The 19,529-nt window shown below is 73.6% G+C and carries 21 protein-coding genes; 4 read left to right on the forward strand and 17 right to left on the reverse strand.

Features of this window, described 5'->3' with window-relative positions; all coding sequences use genetic code 11:
• Nucleotides 1-87 precede the first annotated feature (87 nt).
• From I6A60_RS11905 to phnG, 10 genes are all read right to left on the reverse strand, one after another.
• On the reverse strand, nucleotides 88-1,599 hold the full coding sequence (locus I6A60_RS11905) for an MFS transporter (RefSeq protein WP_203024825.1): 1,512 nt from the start codon (nucleotides 1,597-1,599) through the stop codon (nucleotides 88-90).
• Between the two features lie 268 nt (nucleotides 1,600-1,867).
• Complete coding sequence (gene phnN / locus I6A60_RS11910; protein ID WP_307873646.1) at nucleotides 1,868-2,500, reverse strand: phosphonate metabolism protein/1,5-bisphosphokinase (PRPP-forming) PhnN; 633 nt, start codon at nucleotides 2,498-2,500, stop codon at nucleotides 1,868-1,870.
• Nucleotides 2,501-2,520: 20 nt separating this feature from the next.
• Entirely contained in the window at nucleotides 2,521-3,696 is a 1,176-nt protein-coding gene (locus I6A60_RS11915) for an alpha-D-ribose 1-methylphosphonate 5-triphosphate diphosphatase (protein WP_203024824.1), read from the reverse strand.
• Nucleotides 3,693-4,451 carry a DUF1045 domain-containing protein gene (locus tag I6A60_RS11920; protein WP_203024823.1) on the reverse strand — a complete coding sequence of 253 codons (759 nt, stop codon included), beginning with the start codon at nucleotides 4,449-4,451 and terminating at the stop codon, nucleotides 3,693-3,695. The genes I6A60_RS11915 and I6A60_RS11920 overlap by 4 nt, the downstream gene beginning before the upstream one ends.
• Entirely contained in the window at nucleotides 4,448-5,173 is a 726-nt protein-coding gene (gene phnL / locus I6A60_RS11925) for a phosphonate C-P lyase system protein PhnL (RefSeq protein ID WP_203024822.1), read from the reverse strand. The genes I6A60_RS11920 and phnL overlap by 4 nt, the downstream gene beginning before the upstream one ends.
• A 9-nt stretch (nucleotides 5,174-5,182) precedes the next feature.
• A complete protein-coding gene (gene phnK, locus I6A60_RS11930; RefSeq protein WP_203024821.1) occupies nucleotides 5,183-5,983 on the reverse strand; it encodes a phosphonate C-P lyase system protein PhnK in 801 nt (266 codons plus the stop codon).
• The gene (locus tag I6A60_RS11935) at nucleotides 5,980-6,912 is read right to left on the reverse strand and encodes an alpha-D-ribose 1-methylphosphonate 5-phosphate C-P-lyase PhnJ (RefSeq protein ID WP_203024820.1); all 933 of its coding nucleotides are present in this window, start codon (nucleotides 6,910-6,912) and stop codon (nucleotides 5,980-5,982) included. The genes phnK and I6A60_RS11935 overlap by 4 nt, the downstream gene beginning before the upstream one ends.
• Nucleotides 6,909-8,054: a carbon-phosphorus lyase complex subunit PhnI gene (locus I6A60_RS11940; protein WP_203024819.1), complete on the reverse strand. Its 1,146-nt coding sequence runs from the start codon at nucleotides 8,052-8,054 to the stop codon at nucleotides 6,909-6,911. Before I6A60_RS11940 ends, I6A60_RS11935 begins: the two co-directional genes overlap by 4 nt.
• Before the next feature lie 4 nt (nucleotides 8,055-8,058).
• Nucleotides 8,059-8,715 carry a phosphonate C-P lyase system protein PhnH gene (gene phnH / locus I6A60_RS11945; protein ID WP_203024818.1) on the reverse strand — a complete coding sequence of 219 codons (657 nt, stop codon included), beginning with the start codon at nucleotides 8,713-8,715 and terminating at the stop codon, nucleotides 8,059-8,061.
• On the reverse strand, nucleotides 8,712-9,200 hold the full coding sequence (gene phnG, locus I6A60_RS11950; protein ID WP_307873647.1) for a phosphonate C-P lyase system protein PhnG: 489 nt from the start codon (nucleotides 9,198-9,200) through the stop codon (nucleotides 8,712-8,714). The genes phnH and phnG overlap by 4 nt, the downstream gene beginning before the upstream one ends.
• A gap of 191 nt (nucleotides 9,201-9,391) precedes the next feature.
• Between phnG and phnF the strand changes: the two genes are divergently transcribed.
• Nucleotides 9,392-10,147 (forward strand): phosphonate metabolism transcriptional regulator PhnF, encoded by a 756-nt coding sequence (phnF, locus tag I6A60_RS11955; protein ID WP_203024816.1) that lies wholly within the window; start codon nucleotides 9,392-9,394, stop codon nucleotides 10,145-10,147.
• Nucleotides 10,148-10,371: 224 nt separating this feature from the next.
• Here phnF and I6A60_RS11960 read toward each other — a convergent pair whose 3' ends face one another.
• Both I6A60_RS11960 and I6A60_RS11965 read right to left on the reverse strand, forming a co-directional pair.
• On the reverse strand, nucleotides 10,372-11,001 hold the full coding sequence (locus I6A60_RS11960; protein WP_238435290.1) for an endonuclease V: 630 nt from the start codon (nucleotides 10,999-11,001) through the stop codon (nucleotides 10,372-10,374).
• Nucleotides 11,002-11,152: 151 nt separating this feature from the next.
• Nucleotides 11,153-12,166, reverse strand: a complete 1,014-nt coding sequence (locus I6A60_RS11965; RefSeq protein ID WP_307873649.1) for an alpha/beta hydrolase — start codon at nucleotides 12,164-12,166, stop codon at nucleotides 11,153-11,155.
• A gap of 280 nt (nucleotides 12,167-12,446) precedes the next feature.
• On the opposite strand from I6A60_RS11965, the gene I6A60_RS11970 reads away from it, so the two are divergent.
• Nucleotides 12,447-13,307 carry a TIGR03620 family F420-dependent LLM class oxidoreductase gene (locus I6A60_RS11970; RefSeq protein WP_203024815.1) on the forward strand — a complete coding sequence of 287 codons (861 nt, stop codon included), beginning with the start codon at nucleotides 12,447-12,449 and terminating at the stop codon, nucleotides 13,305-13,307.
• Between the two features lie 37 nt (nucleotides 13,308-13,344).
• On the opposite strand, the gene I6A60_RS11975 is transcribed toward I6A60_RS11970, so the two are convergent.
• Nucleotides 13,345-13,707, reverse strand: a complete 363-nt coding sequence (locus tag I6A60_RS11975) for a hypothetical protein (protein WP_203024814.1) — start codon at nucleotides 13,705-13,707, stop codon at nucleotides 13,345-13,347.
• 351 nt (nucleotides 13,708-14,058) lie between these two features.
• Here I6A60_RS11975 and I6A60_RS11980 point away from each other — a divergent pair, with 351 nt between their 5' ends.
• A complete protein-coding gene (locus tag I6A60_RS11980; protein ID WP_203024813.1) occupies nucleotides 14,059-15,777 on the forward strand; it encodes a deaminase in 1,719 nt (572 codons plus the stop codon).
• 129 nt (nucleotides 15,778-15,906) lie between these two features.
• On the opposite strand, the gene I6A60_RS11985 is transcribed toward I6A60_RS11980, so the two are convergent.
• A complete protein-coding gene (locus I6A60_RS11985; protein WP_238435279.1) occupies nucleotides 15,907-16,263 on the reverse strand; it encodes a hypothetical protein in 357 nt (118 codons plus the stop codon).
• 394 nt (nucleotides 16,264-16,657) lie between these two features.
• On the opposite strand from I6A60_RS11985, the gene I6A60_RS11990 reads away from it, so the two are divergent.
• The gene (locus I6A60_RS11990) at nucleotides 16,658-17,317 is read left to right on the forward strand and encodes a glyoxalase (RefSeq protein WP_203024104.1); all 660 of its coding nucleotides are present in this window, start codon (nucleotides 16,658-16,660) and stop codon (nucleotides 17,315-17,317) included.
• 1 nt (nucleotide 17,318) lies between these two features.
• Here I6A60_RS11990 and I6A60_RS11995 read toward each other — a convergent pair whose 3' ends face one another.
• The 3 genes from I6A60_RS11995 to I6A60_RS12005 all read right to left on the reverse strand — a co-directional run bounded on the left by I6A60_RS11995 (nucleotide 17,319) and on the right by I6A60_RS12005 (nucleotide 19,421).
• Entirely contained in the window at nucleotides 17,319-18,302 is a 984-nt protein-coding gene (locus I6A60_RS11995; RefSeq protein ID WP_203024102.1) for a D-2-hydroxyacid dehydrogenase family protein, read from the reverse strand.
• Between the two features lie 64 nt (nucleotides 18,303-18,366).
• Entirely contained in the window at nucleotides 18,367-18,825 is a 459-nt protein-coding gene (locus I6A60_RS12000) for a hypothetical protein (RefSeq protein WP_203055610.1), read from the reverse strand.
• Between the two features lie 5 nt (nucleotides 18,826-18,830).
• Nucleotides 18,831-19,421, reverse strand: a complete 591-nt coding sequence (locus I6A60_RS12005; RefSeq protein WP_203024099.1) for an ester cyclase — start codon at nucleotides 19,419-19,421, stop codon at nucleotides 18,831-18,833.
• Between the last annotated feature and the right edge of the window lie 108 nt (nucleotides 19,422-19,529).

The raw sequence follows: 19,529 nt of genomic DNA on the forward strand, positions 1-19,529 counted from the left end.
GCGCGGGGGCGGGGGCGAGCCGCGGCGCCCGGCGGCGCCCGGCGGCAGGGGGGGGGGCCGCCGCGCCCACGGCCGGGCCGGCGGGGGTCACGCGGTCGCCGCCGGTCCGGTCGCCGGGTTCGGGGTGCCCCCGCCCCCCATGGGCAGGACCGCGGCCCGCGCGCCGGCCGGCACCGGGCTGGCCGAGGCACGGCCCTGGCGCAGGACAAGGCTCAGCAGCCCGCCGAGCAGGCTCACTGAGCCGAGCAGCAGGAACGCCACCGTGTAGCCGCCGTCCCGGGGCAGCAGGCCACCCGCCGGCGTGAAACCGGCAAGCATCGAGGCCACCAGGGCACTGCCCATCGACCCTCCCACCACTCGCAGGGCCTGGTTGAAGCTGGTCGCGCTGCCGGTCTCGGTCGGCGGCACGTGCGTGATGATAAGCGTCGGCATCGCGGCGAACGACGTCCCGATGCCGGTGCCCATCAGCGCCGTCGCGAGGCCGACCTCGAGGAGGTGGTCGCGCCGCAGCGCCAGCCCGAAGCCGGCCGTCGCGACCAGCAGGCCACCGAGCAGCAGCACGGTCGCGGTGCCGTACCGCCGCTCGACGACCCGCGCGGCCCGCGTCGCCACCAGGGTCCCCACCGACAGCGGCATGATCACCAGGCCGGCCAGCGACACTCCCCCGCCGAACCCGTAGCCGGCCGACAGCGGCGTCTCCACCAGCCGGATGATCAGCGAGACGATCCCGAACAGGCCGAAGCCCATGAAGACCGCGGCACCGTTGCTGACCAGCACCGGCAGCGGGGTCAGGTAGCGCAGCTCGACGAGCGGGGCCCTGCTGGTCCGTTCGACGGCGAACCAGCCGGCGCCCAGCACGATCCCGGCGGCGAACAGCCCGAGCACGGCCGGCGAGGCCCAGCCCCAGCTCGTCGCCTCGCTGAACCCGAGCAGCACCGTCCCGAGCGACAGGCCGATCAGCAGGGCACCCGGGACGTCGAACGGCCTGCGTGGCCGGTCCACGCCCGCGTCGGCCGGGACCGCGCCGGGGACCGCGAGGGCGATCAGGCCGATCGCGACCGCGCCGAGCACGGCGGCCAGCCAGAAGGCGAAGTGGTAGTCGACGTGGTCGGCGATCGTGCCGGTCAGCGGATAGCCGAGGCCGGTGCCGCTCGCGACGGTCACCGACAGCATGGCCACAACCCGCAGGTTCATCGGCCGGGGCAGGCAGTCCCGGGCGATCGCGAACGTCAGCGGCATCAGGCCCAGGCCGAGGCCCATCAGCGCCCGGCCCACCAGCAGCTGCGGGAAGTTCCCTGCCGTCGCCGCGACCGCCGCGCCGACGAGCACCGAGCCAAGGCCGCCCATGAGCACGCCCTTGCGCCGAGGCCCGTCGCCGAGCCGGCCCAACGTCGGCCCGGCGACCGCGCCGACCAGCAGGGTGACCGTCAGCATCCACTGCGCCGCCACGAACGACACGTGCTGGTCCCGCACGATCAGCGGGATCAGCGGCGTCCCCAGCGTCCCGATCAGCGACACCACGAGCCCGGTGTAGACCAGCGCCCCCACCAGCAACCGGGGCCGCTCCACCGCACTCCCGCCACCGCCGACCAGGCCCATCGCCGCCCCACCCCCGCCTCGACATGTCTACGTCCGATGACATCCTACGATGACATCGACCGGCGCAGGCCCGCAACGGATGCCTCCCGACGCCCCACGCTGTGACCGCCAAGGTCCGCCCGCCACCTTGATCGCCGTTTCGGCCCTCCGGTGGCTATGAAACCGGCCCGGTCACAACCACCGGAGGGCCGAAACGGCGATCATGCGGACCCGTCGCAGGATGGCGAGGGCCCCGCCTCGCGGGGTGGCAAGGCGAAGCAGCCGAAGGTCAGCCGGTGGCGAGTGGGGCTCCTGCCGCGTCGAGGATGACGCGGAGCAGCTGGTCGCCGCCGTCGGCCAGCGTGCCGTCGTTCTGGATCACCGTGTCGGCCTGGTGGCCCGGGGCCGGGTCGGGGCGGGCGAGGCGCTGCCCGATGCCGGGCTCGGGCTCGCGGCCGCGGGCGCGCAGGCGCTGGGCGCGCACCTCGTCCGACACGGTCACCCGGACCACGACCAGCCGCTGGTAGCGGTCGGCGAGCTCGTCGAGCACGGCGCGGGAGACGTTGGCGACGACGACCCGGCCGGCGCGCACCGCGGCGTCGGCCGAGGCCGGGATGCCGTAGTTCAGCCCGTGCGCTGGCCAGCACACGGCGAACTCGCCGCGCTCGCGGGCGGCGGCGAACTGCTCCTCCGTCACTGGCTCGTGTTCCTCGCCGGGACCCGGCGGCCGGGTGATGACGCGCCGCGGGAAGTGTGCGACGGCCTCGGAACGCTCGTGGGCGTAGGCCATAAGGGCGTCCTTGCCGACCCCGCTCGCCCCCACCACCGCGACGAACGCGCCGGGGCCGACGGGCTCGGTCACCGCGTCCCGGGGCCGCGCCGGTGCGGCCCCGTCGTCCTCGTTCCGCGTCGGACGAGGCACCGGCTCGCTCGCTCTCGGGGTCACGACACCCGCACCCCCTCTCGAAACACCTCGCGCACGACCGGGACGCGCAGCCCGCGCGGGTGGCGCTCGTCGCCGGGCAGGTCGTGCGTGCGCACCCGGACCAGGTCGGCGCGCCGGCCGACGGTGATCTCGCCGCGGTCGTCGAGGCCAACCGACCGCGCCGGGTTGCCGCTGACCAGCGCGGCGCCCTCGGGCAGGCCGATCACGCCGTCGGCCGCGAGCTGGAAGATGGCCTGCAGCGGGCTCGACGGCACGTAGTCGGAGGACAGGATGTGCAGCAGCCCGAGCTCCAGCAGCTCCGCGGCGGCGACGTTGCCCGACTGGCTGCCGCCGCGGACGATGTTGGGGGCGCCCATGACGATCTGCTGGCCGTGCTTCGCGGCCTCCGCCGCGGCGAGCACTGTGGTCGGGAACTCCGAGATACACCCCCCGAGGGCGACCGACTCGGCGACGTGGTCGGACGTGGCGTCGTCGTGGGTCGCCATCGGAATGCCGCGCTGCGTGGCGAGCTGGGCGATCCCGCGGCGGTGGACGTCGGAGTAGCGCGCGGACCGTTCGACCAGCGGCCCGACGAAGGCGTCGAACTCGGACTCCGCGATCAGGCCCTTGCCGACGTGGAACCGCTTGAAGACCTCGAGGTCGGCGTACTGGCGCTGGCCCGGGGTGTGGTCCATCAGCGAGACCAGCCGCACGTACGGGTCGTCGACGAACGCGCCGAAGGCGTCGAGGCAGTCCTCGGCGGACACCTCGCAGCGGACGTGCAGCGCGTGCTCGGCGCGCAGCAGGCCGGCCTCGGCGGCCAGCTCGATCGAGTCGGCCAGCTGCCGGGCCGTCCGGGCGGCCACGTCGCGGCTGCCGGAGGTGCCGGCGCCAACGCGCACGGCATCGAGGACGGTGGTCGCGCCGCCGGCCGCGAGCTGGGCGTCGCTGGCGAGCACGGCCGGCAGGGCGTCCCACCGGACGCCCGGCCGGGGCGAGAAGTGGTACTCCAGGTGATCGGTGTGCAGCTCGACGACGCCGGGCAACAGGTGGTCGCCGTCGAGGTCCTCGCCGGGGGCGGCCGGGTCGGAGCCGATGTCCGCGATCCGGCCGTCCCGGATGAGGACCGAGCCGTGCAGGACCTCCTCGGGCAGGACGATGCGGGCGTTGGTGAGGACGGTTTCGCGCGTCATCGCGTTCCTTTGCTTTCTGTCAAGGCTTCGGTCTGCGCGGGTACGGGGATCGGCCGCAGCGGGTAGACCGCGTGCAGCGCGAAGGGAGCGCCGGGCTCGGCCTCGGTGAACAGCGCGAGCGCGTCGACGGGCACGGTCGCCCCGAGGGAGGCGGCGAACCAGCCGCTCAGGGTGCGTTCCACGTCCGACTGGTGGTCCGGCGGGACTCGGTCGGTGAGGGTGAGGTGGAAGCGGAACTCGTCGAGCACATACGGGTAGCCCCACGCCGCCAGCAGCTCACGCTGGCGCGGGGTGAGCGAGGCCGGGTCGCGGCGGGCCAGCTCGGCGTCGGTCGGCGGGGCGCGGAACCGGTCGAAGCTCGTCACGACCTCGGCGGCGAGCGCCGACAGCCGTACCGCCGGCCCACCGGGCACCAGCGCGAAGAAGCCACCCATGCGGACAAGCGACAGCGCGGGGATCTGCGCCCCGTGGTGGGCCGCCGCGAAGCGGGCCAAGGCGGCGTCGAGCTCCTCGGGCGTACGCCCCTTCGCGAGGCGGAACGGCGCCTTGAGCGTGCCGTGGAAGCCGTAGCGGCGGGCGTCGACGGTGATCGCGTCGAGGCCCGGACGGGTCCAGCCGGCGGGCGTGCCGGGTGGGACCGGGTCTCCCGAGACACTGCGGCCGAGCCACTGCTCGGCCCGTTCACGCAGCGCCGCGCCCAGGGCGTCCCCCGAGCCGGTACCGGGCGCCGCGTAGATGGCGAACCGCCTGGTCACGCGGCCGCTCCGAGGGCGGGGGCGAACCGCTCGACCTCGATGACGCGGTCGGCGACGGCCTCGCGCACCGCGGCGTCGTGGAAGATGCCGAGCATCGCGGTGCCTCGGGCGCGCTTCTCCCGGATCAGCTCGGTGACGACGTCCCGGTTGCGGGCGTCGAGCGAGGCGGTCGGCTCGTCCAGCAGCAGCAGCGGCAGCGAGGTCACGAAGCCGCGGGCGATGTTGACGCGCTGCTGCTCGCCGCCGGAGAACGTCGCCGGCGGCAGGCTCCACAGCCGTTCGGGGATGGCGAGCCGGGTGAGCAGCTCGGCCGCCCGCTCGCGGGCAAGCGCCGGGGCCGTGCCGCGCTCGACGAGCGGCTCGGCGACGATCTGCAGGGCGCCCACCCGTGGGACGCAGTGCAGGAACTGGCTGACGTAGCCCATCGTGTCGCGGCGGGCGACGAGGACCTGGCGCGGGGCGGCGGCGGCGATGTCGATCGCGGTGCCGACGGCGCCGCCCGGGGGTCGCAGGACGATGCTGCCGCGTTCGGCGGCGTAGTTGCCGTAGACCATCTTGAGGATCGAGCTCTTGCCCGCGCCCGACGAACCGCCGAGCGCGACGCACTCACCGGCGTGCACCTCGAAGGACAGGCCGCGCAGCACGGGCAGGAGCTGGCCGCCCTGCAGGTGCATGGTGAAGGTCTTGTCGACGCCGGACACGGCGAGGACCGGTGTGGTCATGGGCGTGGATCACCCCTGCAGGATCGAGGAGACGAGGAGCTGGGTGTAGGCGGCCTGCGGGTCGTCGAGCACCCGGTCGGTGAGGCCGGACTCGATCACGCGGCCGTCCTTCATCACGAGGGTCCGGTGCGAGATGAGCCGGGCGACCGCGAGGTCGTGCGTCACGATGATCACGGCCAGGCCGAGCTCGGTCACCAGCGAGCGGATCAGGTCGAGCAGCCGGGCCTGCACCGACACGTCCAGGCCGCTGGTCGGCTCGTCCATGTACACCAGGCGCGGCGAGACGACCAGGTTGCGGGCGATCTGCAGCCGCTGGCGCATGCCGCCGGAGAACGTGACCGGGGCGTCGTCGATCCGGTCGTCGGGGATCTCCACCCGCCGCAGCCATTCGGCGGCGGCGGCCCGGATGCGGCCGTAGTGGCGCCAGCCCGTCGCCATCAGCGGCTCGCCGACGTTGCCGCCAGCGCTCACGTGCATCCGCAGGCCGTCGGCGGGGTTCTGGTGGACGAAGCCCCACTCGGTGCGCCAGAGGTCACGCACCGCGCGCTCGCCGATCTCGGCCAGGTCCACCACCGCGCCGTCGGCCGTCCGGTAGCGGACGGTGCCCTCGGTCAGGGGCAGCCGCTGGGCGAGCGTGCCGAGCAGGGTCGACTTGCCCGATCCGGACTCGCCGACCACGGCGACCACCTCGCCGGGCCACAGGTCGAGGTCCACGTCGCGGCAGCCCCAGCGGTCGCCGTAGCGGTGGCCCGCGCCGCGGACCTCCAGCAGCGGCTGCGCGCTGGCCGGGGTCAGGTCCCGGACGGTCACGCGGTCACCTCCGTGTCCTCGGCGGCAAAGGCGGCCGTGTCCTCGGCGGCCGCGGCCGCGCTCTCGCAGTGGTCGGTGTCGGAGCAGACGAACATCGATCCGCCGACGTCATCGGTGATGACCTCGTCGAGGTACACGCCGGTGGAGCCGCAGATCGCGCAGGGCGCGTCGAAGCGCTGCGGCTCGAACGGGTGGTCCTCGAAGCCCAGGCTCTCGACGTCGGTGTACGGGGGCACCGCGTAGATGCGCTTCTCACGTCCGGCGCCGAACAGCTGCAGGGCCGGGTTGCGGTGCATCTTCGGGTTGTCGAAGCTCGGGATCGGGGACGGCGCCATGAGGTAGCGGCCCGCGACCATGACGGGGTAGTCGTAGGTGGTCGTGACGTGCCCGTACCGGGCGATGTCCTCGTAGAGCTTCACGTACATCAGGCCGTAGTCCGCCAACGCGTGCAGGCGGCGGGTCTCGGTCTCGCGCGGCTCCAGGAACCGCAGCGGCTCCGGCCCGGGCACCTGGTAGACGATCGTCTGGCCGTCGGCCAGCGGCGTCTCAGGGATGCGGTGGCGGGTCTGGATGACGCTCGCCTCGGCGGTCCGGGTCGTCGTACGCACCCCGGCGACGTCGGCGAAGAACGAGCGGATCGACACTGCGTTGGTCGTGTCATCGGCGCCCTGGTCGATGACCTTCAGCACGTCGTCCTGGCCGAGGATCGCGGCGGTGACCTGCACGCCGCCGGTGCCCCAGCCGCGCGGCATCGGGACCTCGCGGGACGCGAACGGCACCTGGAAGCCGGGGACCGCGACGGCCTTCAGCAGCGCCCGGCGGATCATCCGTTTCGTCTGCTCGTCGAGGTAGCCGACGTTGTAGCCCACCAGGCCCGGTGTCCGCGCCGGCTCGGTGGCAGGGTCGGCGAGCGGGGAGGTCAGGCTCATGCGCCCGCCTCCGCGAGGGCGCGGATCTCGTCCGCGCCGGCCGGGGTGGTCTGGGCGAGGGTGGCCGCCTCGGCCGCGGCGCGGGCGTGGAACTCGGCCTGCAGGCGGCGGACGAGGCCGAGCTCGGCCTGGAAGTCGACGTAGTGCGGCAGCTTCAGGTGCTCCACGAAGCCGGTGGCCTGGACGTTGTCGCTGTGGCTGATGACGAACTCCTCGTCCTGTGCCGGGGCGACGACGCGCTCGCCGAACTCGCCGGCGCGCAGCGCCCGGTCGACCAGCGACATCGCCATCGCCTTGCGCTCACCGCGGCCGAAGGCCAGGCCGTAGCCGCGGGTGAACTGGGCGGGGGTGTCGCCGTTGCCCTGGAACTGGTTGATCATCTGGCATTCGGTGATCTCGACGCGGCCGAGCGGCACGGCGAAACCGAGCTCTGGCGCGTCGAGCTCGACCTCGACCTCGCCGACGCGGATCTCCCCGGCGAACGGGTGCGTGCTCCCGAAGCCCCGCTGGGTCGAGTAGCCGAGGCCCAGCAGGAACCCCTCGTCCGCGCGGGCGAGCGCCTGCAGCCGCTCGGCCCGGCTCAGCGGGAAGACGCTGGGCTCGCGGGTGAGGTCGGCCGGCTCCGGGTCGCCGGTGCCGGTCGAATGGTCGGGTTCGACGAGCGCGCTCGCGCCGAGCAGGTCGGTGACCCGTGGCATGGCCGGCGCCGGCCCGGCCGCCGCGGCGGTCCGCGGGCCGCTGGTGGGGCGGTCGGTGAACAGGCGGTGGGTGTAGTCGAAGGTGGCGCCGAGCTGCTGGCCGCCGGGCAGGTCCTTGAACGTCGCCGAGACGCGGCGCTGCGGAGGCAGCGCGGCCGTGTCCACCGGCAGCGTGTAGCCGAAGCGGGGCAGTGTCGTGCGGTAGGAGCGCACCAGCGTGACGGCCTCCAGCACGTCGCCCTGGGCCTGCAGGATGGCCCGCGCGGCCAGCTCCGGGTCGTACAGCGACCCCTCGGCCATCACGCGCGACACCAGGACCCCGAGCTGGCCGGCGACGGCGGACAGGTCGATCGGTGGCAGCCCCGGGTCCCCGCGTCCCTGCTTGGCGAGCAGGGCGTGGGCGTTGGCGATGGCACGTTCCCCGCCCTTGACCGCGACGTACATCGGTTCAGGCCTCCTCGTCGGAGTCGGAGCTGGTGACGGAGTTGGTGTCGGCGTCGGTCAGGCGCGTGGTGCGGGGCAGGGCGGCGACCGTGTCGGAGCCGACCAGCAGCAGGTCGACGCCCCGCGGGAAGAGCCCGGCGTTGTGGCGCCAGGCGTCGGCGAAGCCGGCCGGCGCCCACGGGGCGGCGAGCGTCGCGACCCCGTCGATGCCGGGTCCCCGGGCCAGGAACCGGGCCGGTCCCGTGGCGGCGCGGACGTCGAGGACGACCGTCGCGGACAGGTGCGGCGCCTCGTCGGTGCCGAGCGCGAGCGAGGCCAGCGGCGGCAGCGCGTCCGGGCCCGTCAGGACGAACCCGGCCGCGGCCGGCTCGTCGACGCGTCGGGTACCGGTGTGGAACCTGAGCCAGGCGGCCGTCTCGGGGTCGCGCCCAAGCGCGCCGCCGAGCCAGACGGCGCAGTCCTCGTCGAGCAGAGCGAGCGCGACGGCCGCGAGCCCCCGGCCCAGCGCGGCGGGGGGCTCGGCCGGCCCGGCCAGCGGATACGAACGAGTGGGATGGGCAAGCGCGTCGAGCACGGCCCGGAACGCGCGCTGCGCGTCCCGCGCGGGGTCGGCGAAGCCGGGGGCCGGGATGGCGGGAACGGTTCCCGCGGCGGGGCTCACCCGTGCTCCCTGGCGACCGAGAAGAAGTCCACGAGCGTGCTGCGGGCCTCGGCCTGGCGGGTCTCGTCCTGCTTGACCTGGGCCGCTTCGAGGGGGGCGATGACCTCGGCCAGCACCCGCTCGCGCTGGCCGGCGTCGGTCAGCAGTCCGTCGAAGATGGCCGCGAGCCGGGCGTGCTCCAGGTCGATGCCGAGCGCGTAGCAGGTGCCGACCGCGTCGGCGGCCAGCGGCTCGCCGTGCAGGCGCACGGTGGCGCGGGTGACGGTCGCCTCTCCCAGGTTGAACCGGGCCCCGCCGCCGTCGATCCGCGCCCGCACCATCACCAGGCCCGCCTCAGGCCCGCGGACCGCCTGTACGGCTGGCTTGGGCGCCCAGTCGAGCCAGGCCGCGGCGAGGGCGGCTGGGCTGGCCGTCGCGAGCGTCCGCATCCATCGCCGCCGGGCCTCGAGGGCCGTGCCCTCGGTCGGGAGCGTCTGTGACGTCACCGCATCCTCCGTCAACCTTGTCCAGCTAGTGGTCCGCTAGGTTGTCGTCGTAAGTTGTCCAGCTATCTGGACAACTTGACGCTACCGCACGACCGGGCATTCGCGCCACGTCGGACAAGCAGCGATCTGTACGACAGCGGGTGAACGGCCGGGAAACGCCGCTCGTGGAGGTGGGTAGAGTTCCGAACGCCATGACGACGCAGAGCAGGTCCCCCAGCGGTTACGCCGCCTGGCGCCTGATCGCCGAGGAGCTGCGCCGGGAGATCGTCGGCGGCACCCGCGCACCGGGCGCGAAGCTGCCGGCCGAGGGCGAGCTCGCCGAGCGGTTCGGCGTGCATCGCAACACCGTGCGCCAGGCCATGGCCGCGCTCGCCGCCGAGCACCTGGTCGTCGCCCGCCGCGGCAGCGGGACCTTCGTCGCCGAGCACACGGTGCTGGTCCACCGGATCGGCGCGCGCACCCGCTTCAGCGACAGCCTCGGCAGCCGCGGCGGTGCCGGGCGCCGGCTGCTCGCATCCGCGGTCGAGCCGGCACCCCCGGCCGAGGTCGCCGAGCGGCTCGCCCTCGGCGACGGCGCGGCCCTGCGGCTGGAGACCGCGTCGTCCATCGACGGGCTGCCGACCTCACGGGGCACCCACTGGTTCGCGGCCGACCGGGTACCCGGGCTCACGGATCGCTTCGGCCTCGACGGGTCGATCACCGCGGCGCTGCGGGCCGTCGGGATCGACGACTACGTGCGGGCCGCGACCACCGTCAGCGCGCGGCACGCCACTGCGGCCGAGGCCGCCGACCTCGGCCTGACCGCCGGCTCGGTCGTGCTCGTCACCAGGTCTCTGGACACGCTGATGGACGGCACCCCGCTGCAGCTCGGCATCACCCGGTTCGTCGCCGCCCGCGTCGAGCTGGACATCGGCCACGCCGACCTCGAACTCGACGGCCCGGCCTAACGGATACTCGGCAGCCTGCCATCGGGACCGCCGCCTGGCCGCGGACGCCGGCGCCGGGATCGCCAGGGTCAGCTTGTGCCGTACCCCGGACAATGCCTTGATCGCCGTTTTGGCCCTGGGATGGTCGTGACTAGGGCGTTTCCACAACCACCCCAGGGCCCAAACCGCGATCATGAGGGGTCGAGCGGATCACGCGGGCGGAATCACCGCCCGGGTCTATCGGGTCATGGCTCGAAGCCGGCAGGAATAGTGCCGAGCGCGGCCCGTGACAGCGCGTCGGCGCGGCGAATCGCCTCCGGCTGGCGGAACCCTCGGCACATCGCGAGCGTCATTTCCGCCGCGTCCCCCAGGCCCACCCGGTGGCCTACCGAGACGAACACCGGCCTGGTTCGATCCTGGGTCCGCAAGGCGCGGCCGACGACGTCTCCCTGGTCGACCAGTGGAGACCAGGCGCCTCGCTCAGCCCCGGGCTCGCCGAAACGTGCCGTGAACGACGTCTTCGCGACTCCGAAGGTCGGCAGGCCGGTCGCGACGCCGATATGACACGCCAGGCCGAACCTGCGCGGGTGCGCGAGCCCGTAACCGTCACACACCAGGACATCAGGAGCCGCAGTTAATCGTTCGAAGGCGCTCAGCAGCGCCGGGACCTCACGGAAAGCCAGCAGTCCGGGCACGTACGGAAATTTCACCCGGCCGTGCACAACAGCCGATTCCCGAACGGCGAGCGTCTCGAAGTCCAACACGACAACGGCCGCCGCGAGCAGGTCCGAATCCTTCAGATAGGACACGTCGAGGCCGGCGACGGTGCGCGGTGGGATCCGGGCCGAATTCTCCAGGTCCACCAGTCCGCGCATCTGGTCCTGGATTCGCGCGGCCTCGGCGACGGTCGGCACCACATCCTGGTCGAACCAGGACCGCTGATGATCCAAGGTCTCCGCTTCCAGCTGGTCGGACGGACTGCCCTCCGTCACGTCGGTTCTCCCGCCCCGGCCGACGTGGCGCCGGTCAGCCCGCAACCGGTGGCAGGCGGGTGAGGAAGTCGCCGAGGCGGCCGGCGAAGACGTCGTTGTCGTCGCCGGCGACCATGTGGCCGGCGCCGGTGACGTCGACGTACTCGGCGTGCGGGATGAGCTCCAGCAGCTCGGCCACGCCCTCGTCGCTGACGATGTCGGACTGCTTGCCGCGCACCAGCAGGGTCGGGACGCGGATCGCCTGGGCGGCGGTGCGCAGCGAGTCGGTCTGCAGCGTCTTCTCGGCCTCGGCGGCGAACTCCTGCGCGGTCATGTCGGCGGCGCCGGCGAACAGGTCGGGCCGGTTCGCGTCGGGCAGCACCTCGTCGCCGAGCTCGCGGCGGGCCTCGTCGCGGATCTTCATGAACGCCGGGTCCCAGTGCCAGTGCCAGCGGCCGTCCCGCAGCCGCAGGTTCTTCTTCAGGCCGGACAGGTTGGTCGGCTTCGGCCGGTTCGGGTTGTAGGCGGCGATCGCGTCCGCGGCGTCCTCGAGAGTCGCGAACCCGTCCGGCGCGGACGTCATGAACTCGAAGATGTGCTTGATGCCCGCTGGCTCGAGCCTGGGCGTGATGTCGACCAGCACGAGGGCCCGGCCCAGCGACGGCGTGCGGGCCTGGGCGAGCAGCGCCGTGATGCCGCCCATCGACGCGCCGACCAGCACCGGCGGCTCGCCGAGCTGGGCGACGATCTCGCCGAGGTCGTCGGCCATCGCGTGGTGGCTGTAGTCCTGGCCCGGGTCCCAGTCGGTGTCGCCGTGGCCGCGGGCGTCGACGGCGACGGCCGACCAGCCGAGCTGGGCGAGCCGCTCGCCCGTGCGGCGCCAGGAATGCCGGGTCTGGCCGCCGCCGTGCAGCAGTAGCACGAGGCCGTGGCGGGGCCTGCCTGCCGGCGGGTCCCAGCGGTCGGCGGCGAACCGCAGCCCGCCGGCCGCGAAGCTGGTCGCGACCGCCCGCGGCCGTTCGCCCCCGCCGTCGCCGCGCGGGCTCGGGTCCTGCTCCTGGACGCTCACCGGCCACCCTTTCCGCGCCGCCACGACCGCGCCGGGCCACTCCTGACCCACCGTCACGCCTGGCGGCGCACCACCCTGACCCCACCACCGCCGGCGGGCGGCGCCACGGCCGACCCCCGTCGACTTCCCAGCAAATCACGAGTCATCGCCCGATGACATCAAACCGGTCCCGGTGGCCGGGCCGGCGACCCGCTCGATACGGTCAGCGTGACGGGCGGGCCGCCCTGGGCGAACCGGGCACAGCGGAACAGGCACTGACCAGGCAGAGGAGCGTGGCGGCATGAAGCTGGACGGCGTCGGCATCTGGAGCATGCAGCTGCGGTTCGGTGACCCGGGCGCCGCGGCGGCGGCTGCGGCCGAGCTCGACGAACTCGGCTACCGGGCGCTGTGGATACCCGACATGGGCGGGCCGCTGTTCGACGCGCTGGAGCACCTGCTGGGCGCGACCCGGCGGGCGGTGATCGCCACCGGCATCCTCAACCTGTGGATGCACGAGCCGGCCGACGTCGCCGCCGGGCGGGCGGCGCTGGTCGAGAAGTTCGGCGAGCGGCTGCTGCTCGGCATCGGGGTTAGCCATGCCCCGCTGATCGACCAGCAGGAGCAGGGCCGCTACCGGCAGCCACTGCGTGCGATGGCGGGCTTCCTGGACGCCCTCGACGCCGCGGCCCCGCCGGTCCCGGTCGCCGACCGGGTGCTCGCCGCGCTCGGCCCGAAGATGCTGGAGCTGGCCAGGACCCGGGCCGGTGGCGCGCACCCGTACCTCGTCACGCCGGAGCACACCGCGGCCGCCCGCGCCGCGCTGGGTGCCGGGCCGCTGCTCGCCCCGGAGCAGACCGTCGTGCTGACCGAGGACCGGGCGGCCGGGCTCCCGATCGCGCGGAAGTTCCTGGCGGGCTACCTCCAGCTGCCGAACTACGCGAACAGCCTGCGCCGGCTCGGTTTCACCGACGACGACGTCACCGAGGTCAGCGACCGGATCGTCGACGCGACGATCGCCGTGGGCGACGAGGCGGCGATCGCGCAGCGGGTCCGTGAGCACCAGGCGGCCGGCGCCGACCACGTCTGCGTGCAGGTCATCAACGCCGACAACTCCTTCCCCACCGAGGCATGGCGCCGGCTGGCTCCCGCGCTGCTGGGCTGACCACCGGGGAGCGGCCGGGCGGCCGCCCGAAAACCGGTCAGGGGAACCGGCGGGTCATCGGCTGGCGCTGGTGGGCGGCCCTGGTCAGCCACCGCAGTGTCGGTGCCTTCGGCTCGGCCCGTACCGGCTGGGTGCGGCCCGCCGGGCCCACGGGCCACTCGGTGACGGCCGCGCGGCGCGGCAGGAACGCCACGTCCGTCCAGTCGACCCGCAGGCCCCCGCAGGCCGCGCAGCGACGCCCCAGCGCCGGCGACGGCACGGGGACGCCTCGGTGGAAGTACGCCTCGAAGTCGTCGCCGTCGTAGTCCGACCAGCGGACCAGCTCGAAGCTCTCCCGCCACTGCCAGCCGCAGCGGCGGCAGCTGAACCGTACGTCGAGAGGGCGTTGTTCGATCTCCATCAGGAACTCCCTAGCAGCGAGGCCGCGGGACCGCTGGTCACCGGAGCCTCCCGTCTCGGGTCAGACCGGGTCGACGCGGGCAGGAACGGGTCCAGGGCGCCGGCCCCGCGCAAGGAATGCCCAGCGATGTCCTCGTCAACCGATCGAGGCCCGCTCCCCTGTTCGGTCAGACCGCGCGAGTCGGTCAGGCCGCGCGAGGCACCGGCTGGCGGACCCCGCGGTTGGCCCGCGGGCCGAGGCGGCCTATGGTCGACACCCCGCTGCCCCGGGCCCGATCGGACCGGCGTTGCGGACAGGGACAGGGCGAGCACGCTGACAGGGTGAGGACCGGGGAGGGCCGACCAGAAGATCATGGCTGAGAAGCGGACGGCGACGCGCCGGGACACCGCGGGCTGCCAGCTGGGCCTCGCGGAGCATCTGCGCACCCCCGAGCTGGTGTTCGGGATCGTGCGGACCGTCGGCACCGAGATCGCGCCGGTGGTCCAGGAGCTGCACGCCGCCCTCGCGGCGGCGAACTACCAGGTGTTCCGGATCGACCTGGACACGCTGCTCGCCCCGCTGGTCTCGTCCCCGGACACCCCGGCGGACGAGCCGACCCGCCGCGAGCTGCTGATGGACGCCGGGGACCGGCTGCGCGACGAGCTGGCCCGGGCCGACGGGGTCGCGCTCGCCGGCGTCCGGGAGATCCACCGGATTCGCGGTGACGCGTCGATCGACCACGCCCGGCCCCGCGCGTTCGTCCTGGACGGTCTGAGCCACAAGGCCGAGGTGGAGACGCTGCGCCAGGTCTACGGCCGGCGGGCCTTCTTCATCGCCGCGGACGCGCCCCGCCCGGAGCGGGCCAGGCTGCTCGCGCAGCTGTTCGAACGCAGCTCCGGCCTCGACGCCACCGACGCCGAGCGGGCCGCGACCCATGCCGTCGACCGGGACTTCGGGCTCGCGACGAGCCTGACCGCGCCGCCGGTGGGCCGCGGGATGCGGCTGTCGTCCTCGGCGGCGCTGGAGCGGTGTGACCTGTTCGTCCGGTGTGACGACCCGACCCAGACCCGCCGGCATGTGCGCCGGCTGGTCGAGTGCATCCACAGCCATCCGTTCCACACGCTGACGATGGACGAGCTGGGGATGGCCGCGGCGTACCGCGGCTCGCTGACGACGGCGGTGCTCGCGCGCCGGGTCGGCACGGCGATCATGGTGGACGAGCAGATCGTCGCGGTCGGCGCGAACGAGGTGCCGAAGGCCGGCGGCGGCTACTACCACACCGAGAGCCAGCCGGACGGCCGCGAGTTCATGGCCGGGCTCGACGCCTCCGACGGCATCCGGGCCCAGATCCTCGCCGACCTGCTGGCCCGGCTGCGCCCCGGCTGGTTCACCCCGGAGCTGCAGAAACGCACCATCGCCGAGCTGACCCAGCTGGCCATCAACGACGAGGACATCCGGGACGCCGACCTGTTCGACGTCATCGAGTACGGCCGCACGACCCACGCCGAGATGGTCGCGATCACCTCGGCGGCCCGCCGGGGCATCGCGATCGGCGGCGGCACGCTCTATTCCACGACGCTGCCCTGCCACGAGTGCACCCGCAACATCATCGCCTCGGGCCTGGCCCGGGTCGTCTACCTGGAGCCCTACCAGAAGAGCAAGGGCGGCGAGCTGCACCGCGACGCGATCGACCTGTTCCCGGAGCCGGTGTCCCCCAGGCCCAGCCATGCCGGGCCAACCGGCCGGCCGGACCGGGTCTCGATCGAGCCGTTCTCCGGCTTCTCCCACAACCGGCTGTCGGACCTGTTCTCCTGGGTGCCGCGCAAGGCCGACGACGTGCGGCGCACGGCAGGCGAGCCGATCCGTCTCGACGGACGGGCCGTCATCTGGCGGGCCCACGAGGCGGCGCTGCGCCCGAGCATCAGCGACCCGGCGTTCGCGGAGACCGACGGCCTGACCCGGCTTGTCACCGAGATGCGCGTCCTCGCCGCGCTGCCCGACGGTCGTCCCCGGGCCGACTGCGCGCCGCTGGCCGACCTGGAGGCCCTGCTGGACAGGATCGCCGGCACCCTCGACGGCACCGCGTCCTAGGACCGGCTCCCCGCTACACACCGCGACAGCGTGGCGGCCTCCACCGAAAGGTTCGGTGGAGGCCGCCACGGCGCTGCCACACAGGCCAGGAGTACGCGTTCTCAGCGGGCGTTCAACGGCTGTGATCTGTTACGAGAACAGGTTCACCGTGGCCAGCTTGCCGCTGATCGGCCTGGTGATGACGCGGGTGCGGCTGAAGCTGTCCGCGCCGTTGCTGCACTCGACGCTGAACGTCGCGACGGTGCCGACCGTCGGGACCTGCTGAAGGCTCAGGCTGTAGAAGCCGGTCGCGCTGACCCCGGACGAGTCCGACTCACCGGCCGACGTGGTGATCGCCACGCCGGTCGCGATGCTGGCCGGACATCGGGCGGCACCACCGACCAGGACGTTCGGACTGTTGGGATCCGCGCCGGCGGGAAGAGCGGAGCCCAGGATGAGCGCGCCGGCGGCACCGGTCGAGGCAAGAAGACTCACAGTCTTTCGCATTCTCATGATGAAGCAACCTCTCCTGACAGATACGACTCCTGTCCGCCGATTGGGTTACCCGATGTTGGAAACGTTATTCGCGGCCGTCGAGGTATTTGAAGCGACAGAATTCAGGTTTGTTTCGACACAGCGGTTCGACGCGAAAATAGGACCGATAATCGTCCAATGAATGCACCAGACCGCCGGCTGCGAAGAAAACTCGCGAGAAACACCGGACCACCCGCGTCGCGGCCACCTCATGAGGGTGAGCGCACCCGGGTGACGCGGATGTGCCGTCCTACCTTCGGCGGATTGGCGTCACGCTGGGTGACAGGGTGGGTCGGGAGCCGCCGACGGTTGGATCGGGCAGGAATGGAGAAGCGTTGGGCGCCGGTCCGCACCTAGCGTCACCGGCATGGCTTCCATCGACTCCGTCACCCTTGAGGTGGCCGACCTCACCGCCGCCACCGCCTTCTACGACGCCGCCTTCGGGCTTGGCGACCAGCTCCGGCTGCGCGCCTCGGACGCGCCGACCGACGGCTTCCGCGGCTTCACGCTCTCGCTCACGGTGGCCCAGCCCGCCAACGCCGACAGCCTCTTCGACGCGGCCCTGGCCGCCGGAGCGACGGCGCTGAAGCCGGCCGCGAAGTCCTTCTGGGGCTACGGCGGCGTCCTGCGGGCCCCGGACGGGACGATCTGGAAGATCGCGACCTCGGCGAAGAAGGACACCGCCCCGGCCAGCCGGGAGGTCGACGAGCTGGTGCTCCTGCTCGGGGTGACCGACGTGGGGGCGAGCAAGCGGTTCTACGTCGAGCACGGCCTCGCGGTGGCGAAGAGCTTCGGCCCCATGTACGTCCAGTTCGACACCCCGTCGAGCCCGGTCAAGCTGGGGCTTTACCGGCACAAGGCCCTGGCCAAGGACGCCGGGGTCTCGCCGGACGGGTCCGGGTCGCACCGGCTCGTGATCGGTGGCGATGTCGGTGCGTTGACCGACCCGGACGGGTTCGCCTGGGAGCTCGGCGCACCTCGGGCATCAGGCGCACCCCGGCCGTCCGCCGAGCTCGCCGCCGGCTAGCTCAGCCCGGCCGCCGGCGAAGGGCCTCGGGGTTGATGACGTTGATCGGCCGGCCGGCGGCGTAGGCGTTGATCTGGTCGAACACGTCGGTGAACTGCAGGTCCCACTCCTCCCTGGTGACGTAGCCGATGTGCGGGGTGGCGACGACGCCCGGCAGGGTGAGCAGCGGGTGTTCGGGGTCGCGCAGCGGTTCGTCCTCGAACACGTCGACCGCCGCGCCACCCGGCCGGCCGGCGCGCAGCGCGGCCACCAGCGCGCCCGGTTCCAGCAGGCCCGCGCGGCTGGTGTTGACGAGCACCGCGGTCGGCTTCATCCGCGCGAGGTCCGCCGCCGTGACCAGGCCGCGGGTCGCGGCGACGAGCCGCAGGTGCAGGGACAGCACGTCGGACGTCTCGAAGAACGCTTCCTTGCTGGCCGCCGGGGTGTGGCCGTCGGCGGCCGCCCGGGCGAGCGACTCCGGCCGGCCCCACACCTGCACCCGCATGCCGAACGCCCGCCCGTAGCCGGCGACGACCGCGCCGATCCGGCCATACCCGTAGACGCCGAGGGTCCTCGACCGAAGGGTGTGGCCGACGCCGGCCTGCCAGGTTCCGGCCCGCAGCGACTGCATCTGCTGGGGAATCTGGCGCATCGCCGCGAGGACCAGGCCCCAGGTCAGCTCGGCCGTCGCGTAGGAGGGCGAGTCGGTGTGCAGGTTCGACGACACGACGACCCCGGCCCGGGTGCACGCGTCGACGTCGATGTGCGGGTAGACGCTGCGCTGGCTGATCAGCCGCAGCCGGGGCAGCCGCTCGACCAGCGGCGCCCGGACCTCGGTCCGCTCCCGGATGAGCACCAGCGCCTCGTGCTCGCGCAGGCGCTCGGCCAACAGGTCGACGTCCTCGACGTGGTCCTGGAAGACCGTCACGTCGTGGCCGGCGAGCCGCCCGAAGCAGTCGAGGGTGCGCAGGGTGTCGAACCAGTCGTCGAGTATCGCGACCTTCATCGCCGTCTCCTTGCCGGGTCGGTCGGCGGGCGCCCGCCGCGGATCGTGGGTCGCGCGTCGTGGGTCAGGCGTGGATGTCGCAGCGCTGACCGAGGTAGTCGCTGATGTTCTGCAGGGAGTCACGCAGCTCCTGGCCACCAGCCTCCTGGGAGAGCGCCGGGCCGGGGGTGCCGTTCTCGGCGAGCAGCGCGTGCTCGAAGGCGTCGAACCGGACGAAGTCGGGGTGGATGGCGGCGGGGGCGGCGGTGGTCAGGTCGTCGATGTTGGCCAGGACCTGGCGCTCCTGCTCCGGGGTCGTCGAGTCGCCGTCGAACACGTTGAGGTTCGCGGCTCCCTTCGCCCGGGCCAGGGCGCAGAACGCCGTGTCCGCGTCGGCCGAGGTGCCGGTCCGCGCGGGCGACCCGCTCGCGGCCGGCGCCGGCCGGGTTGTCGAGGTGGGGCGGCTCCCGTCGCCGGCGGGGCAGCCGGCGGCCACCGCCAGAGTGAGGACGACGAGGGCCAACGGTCGGGCTTTGCGGCGCATGCTGATCATCTCCTGGGTGAGGCGTCGTCGGGGCGGGAGGCGCGGGAGCGTTCCCGCCGCCGCGCGAGGACCATCCGCGCGATGTACGCCGGTCGCGGCGGGATCCAGCCGAGCTGTTTGGCCATGTCGAGGTCGTCACGGACCGCGTCGTGCTCCGCGATCGCCCCGTCGGCGACGCGGAACCAGTGCACGTGCCGGGCGGCGAAGGCGCGCCCGGTCGGCGGGAAGACCTCGGTCACGGCGCCGTCGGGCGAGTCGTGGACGACGAACGGGCCGGTGTGGGTGGCGTGCAGGGTCGCCCAGACGGTGGCGCGGTCCCCGGTCACCTCGATGTGGTGGATGTCGAAACGCGGCTCACTGAAGGCGCGCCGCAGCCAGAGCGCCGTCGCCTTGAGGGCCTCGGGGCCACGCTGGCGGGCGGCGGGCGGCTCGTGGCCGGCCCGGTGGTTGACGAAGTCCGGGGTGACGTTGCCGTCGGCGAGGTCGAGGTCACCGGTCTCGATGACCGCGAACTGCTCGCGGACGAGGCGTTCGACGGTCGCCGGGTCCGGCGCGGCGGCGGGTGCCGGGGCGCCCGGGACGACTGGGTTGATCATGGAGACTCCCCTCGGGGGGGGGGGGGGGGGGGGGGGGGGGGCGGCGGGGGGGGGGGGGGGGGGGGGGGGGGGGGGGGGGGGGGGGGGGGGGCGCGGGCGGGGGCGGGG

It is taken from the genome of Frankia sp. AgB1.9 (assembly GCF_016786355.1).
Classification (GTDB): Bacteria; Actinomycetota; Actinomycetes; order Frankiales; family Frankiaceae; genus Pseudofrankia.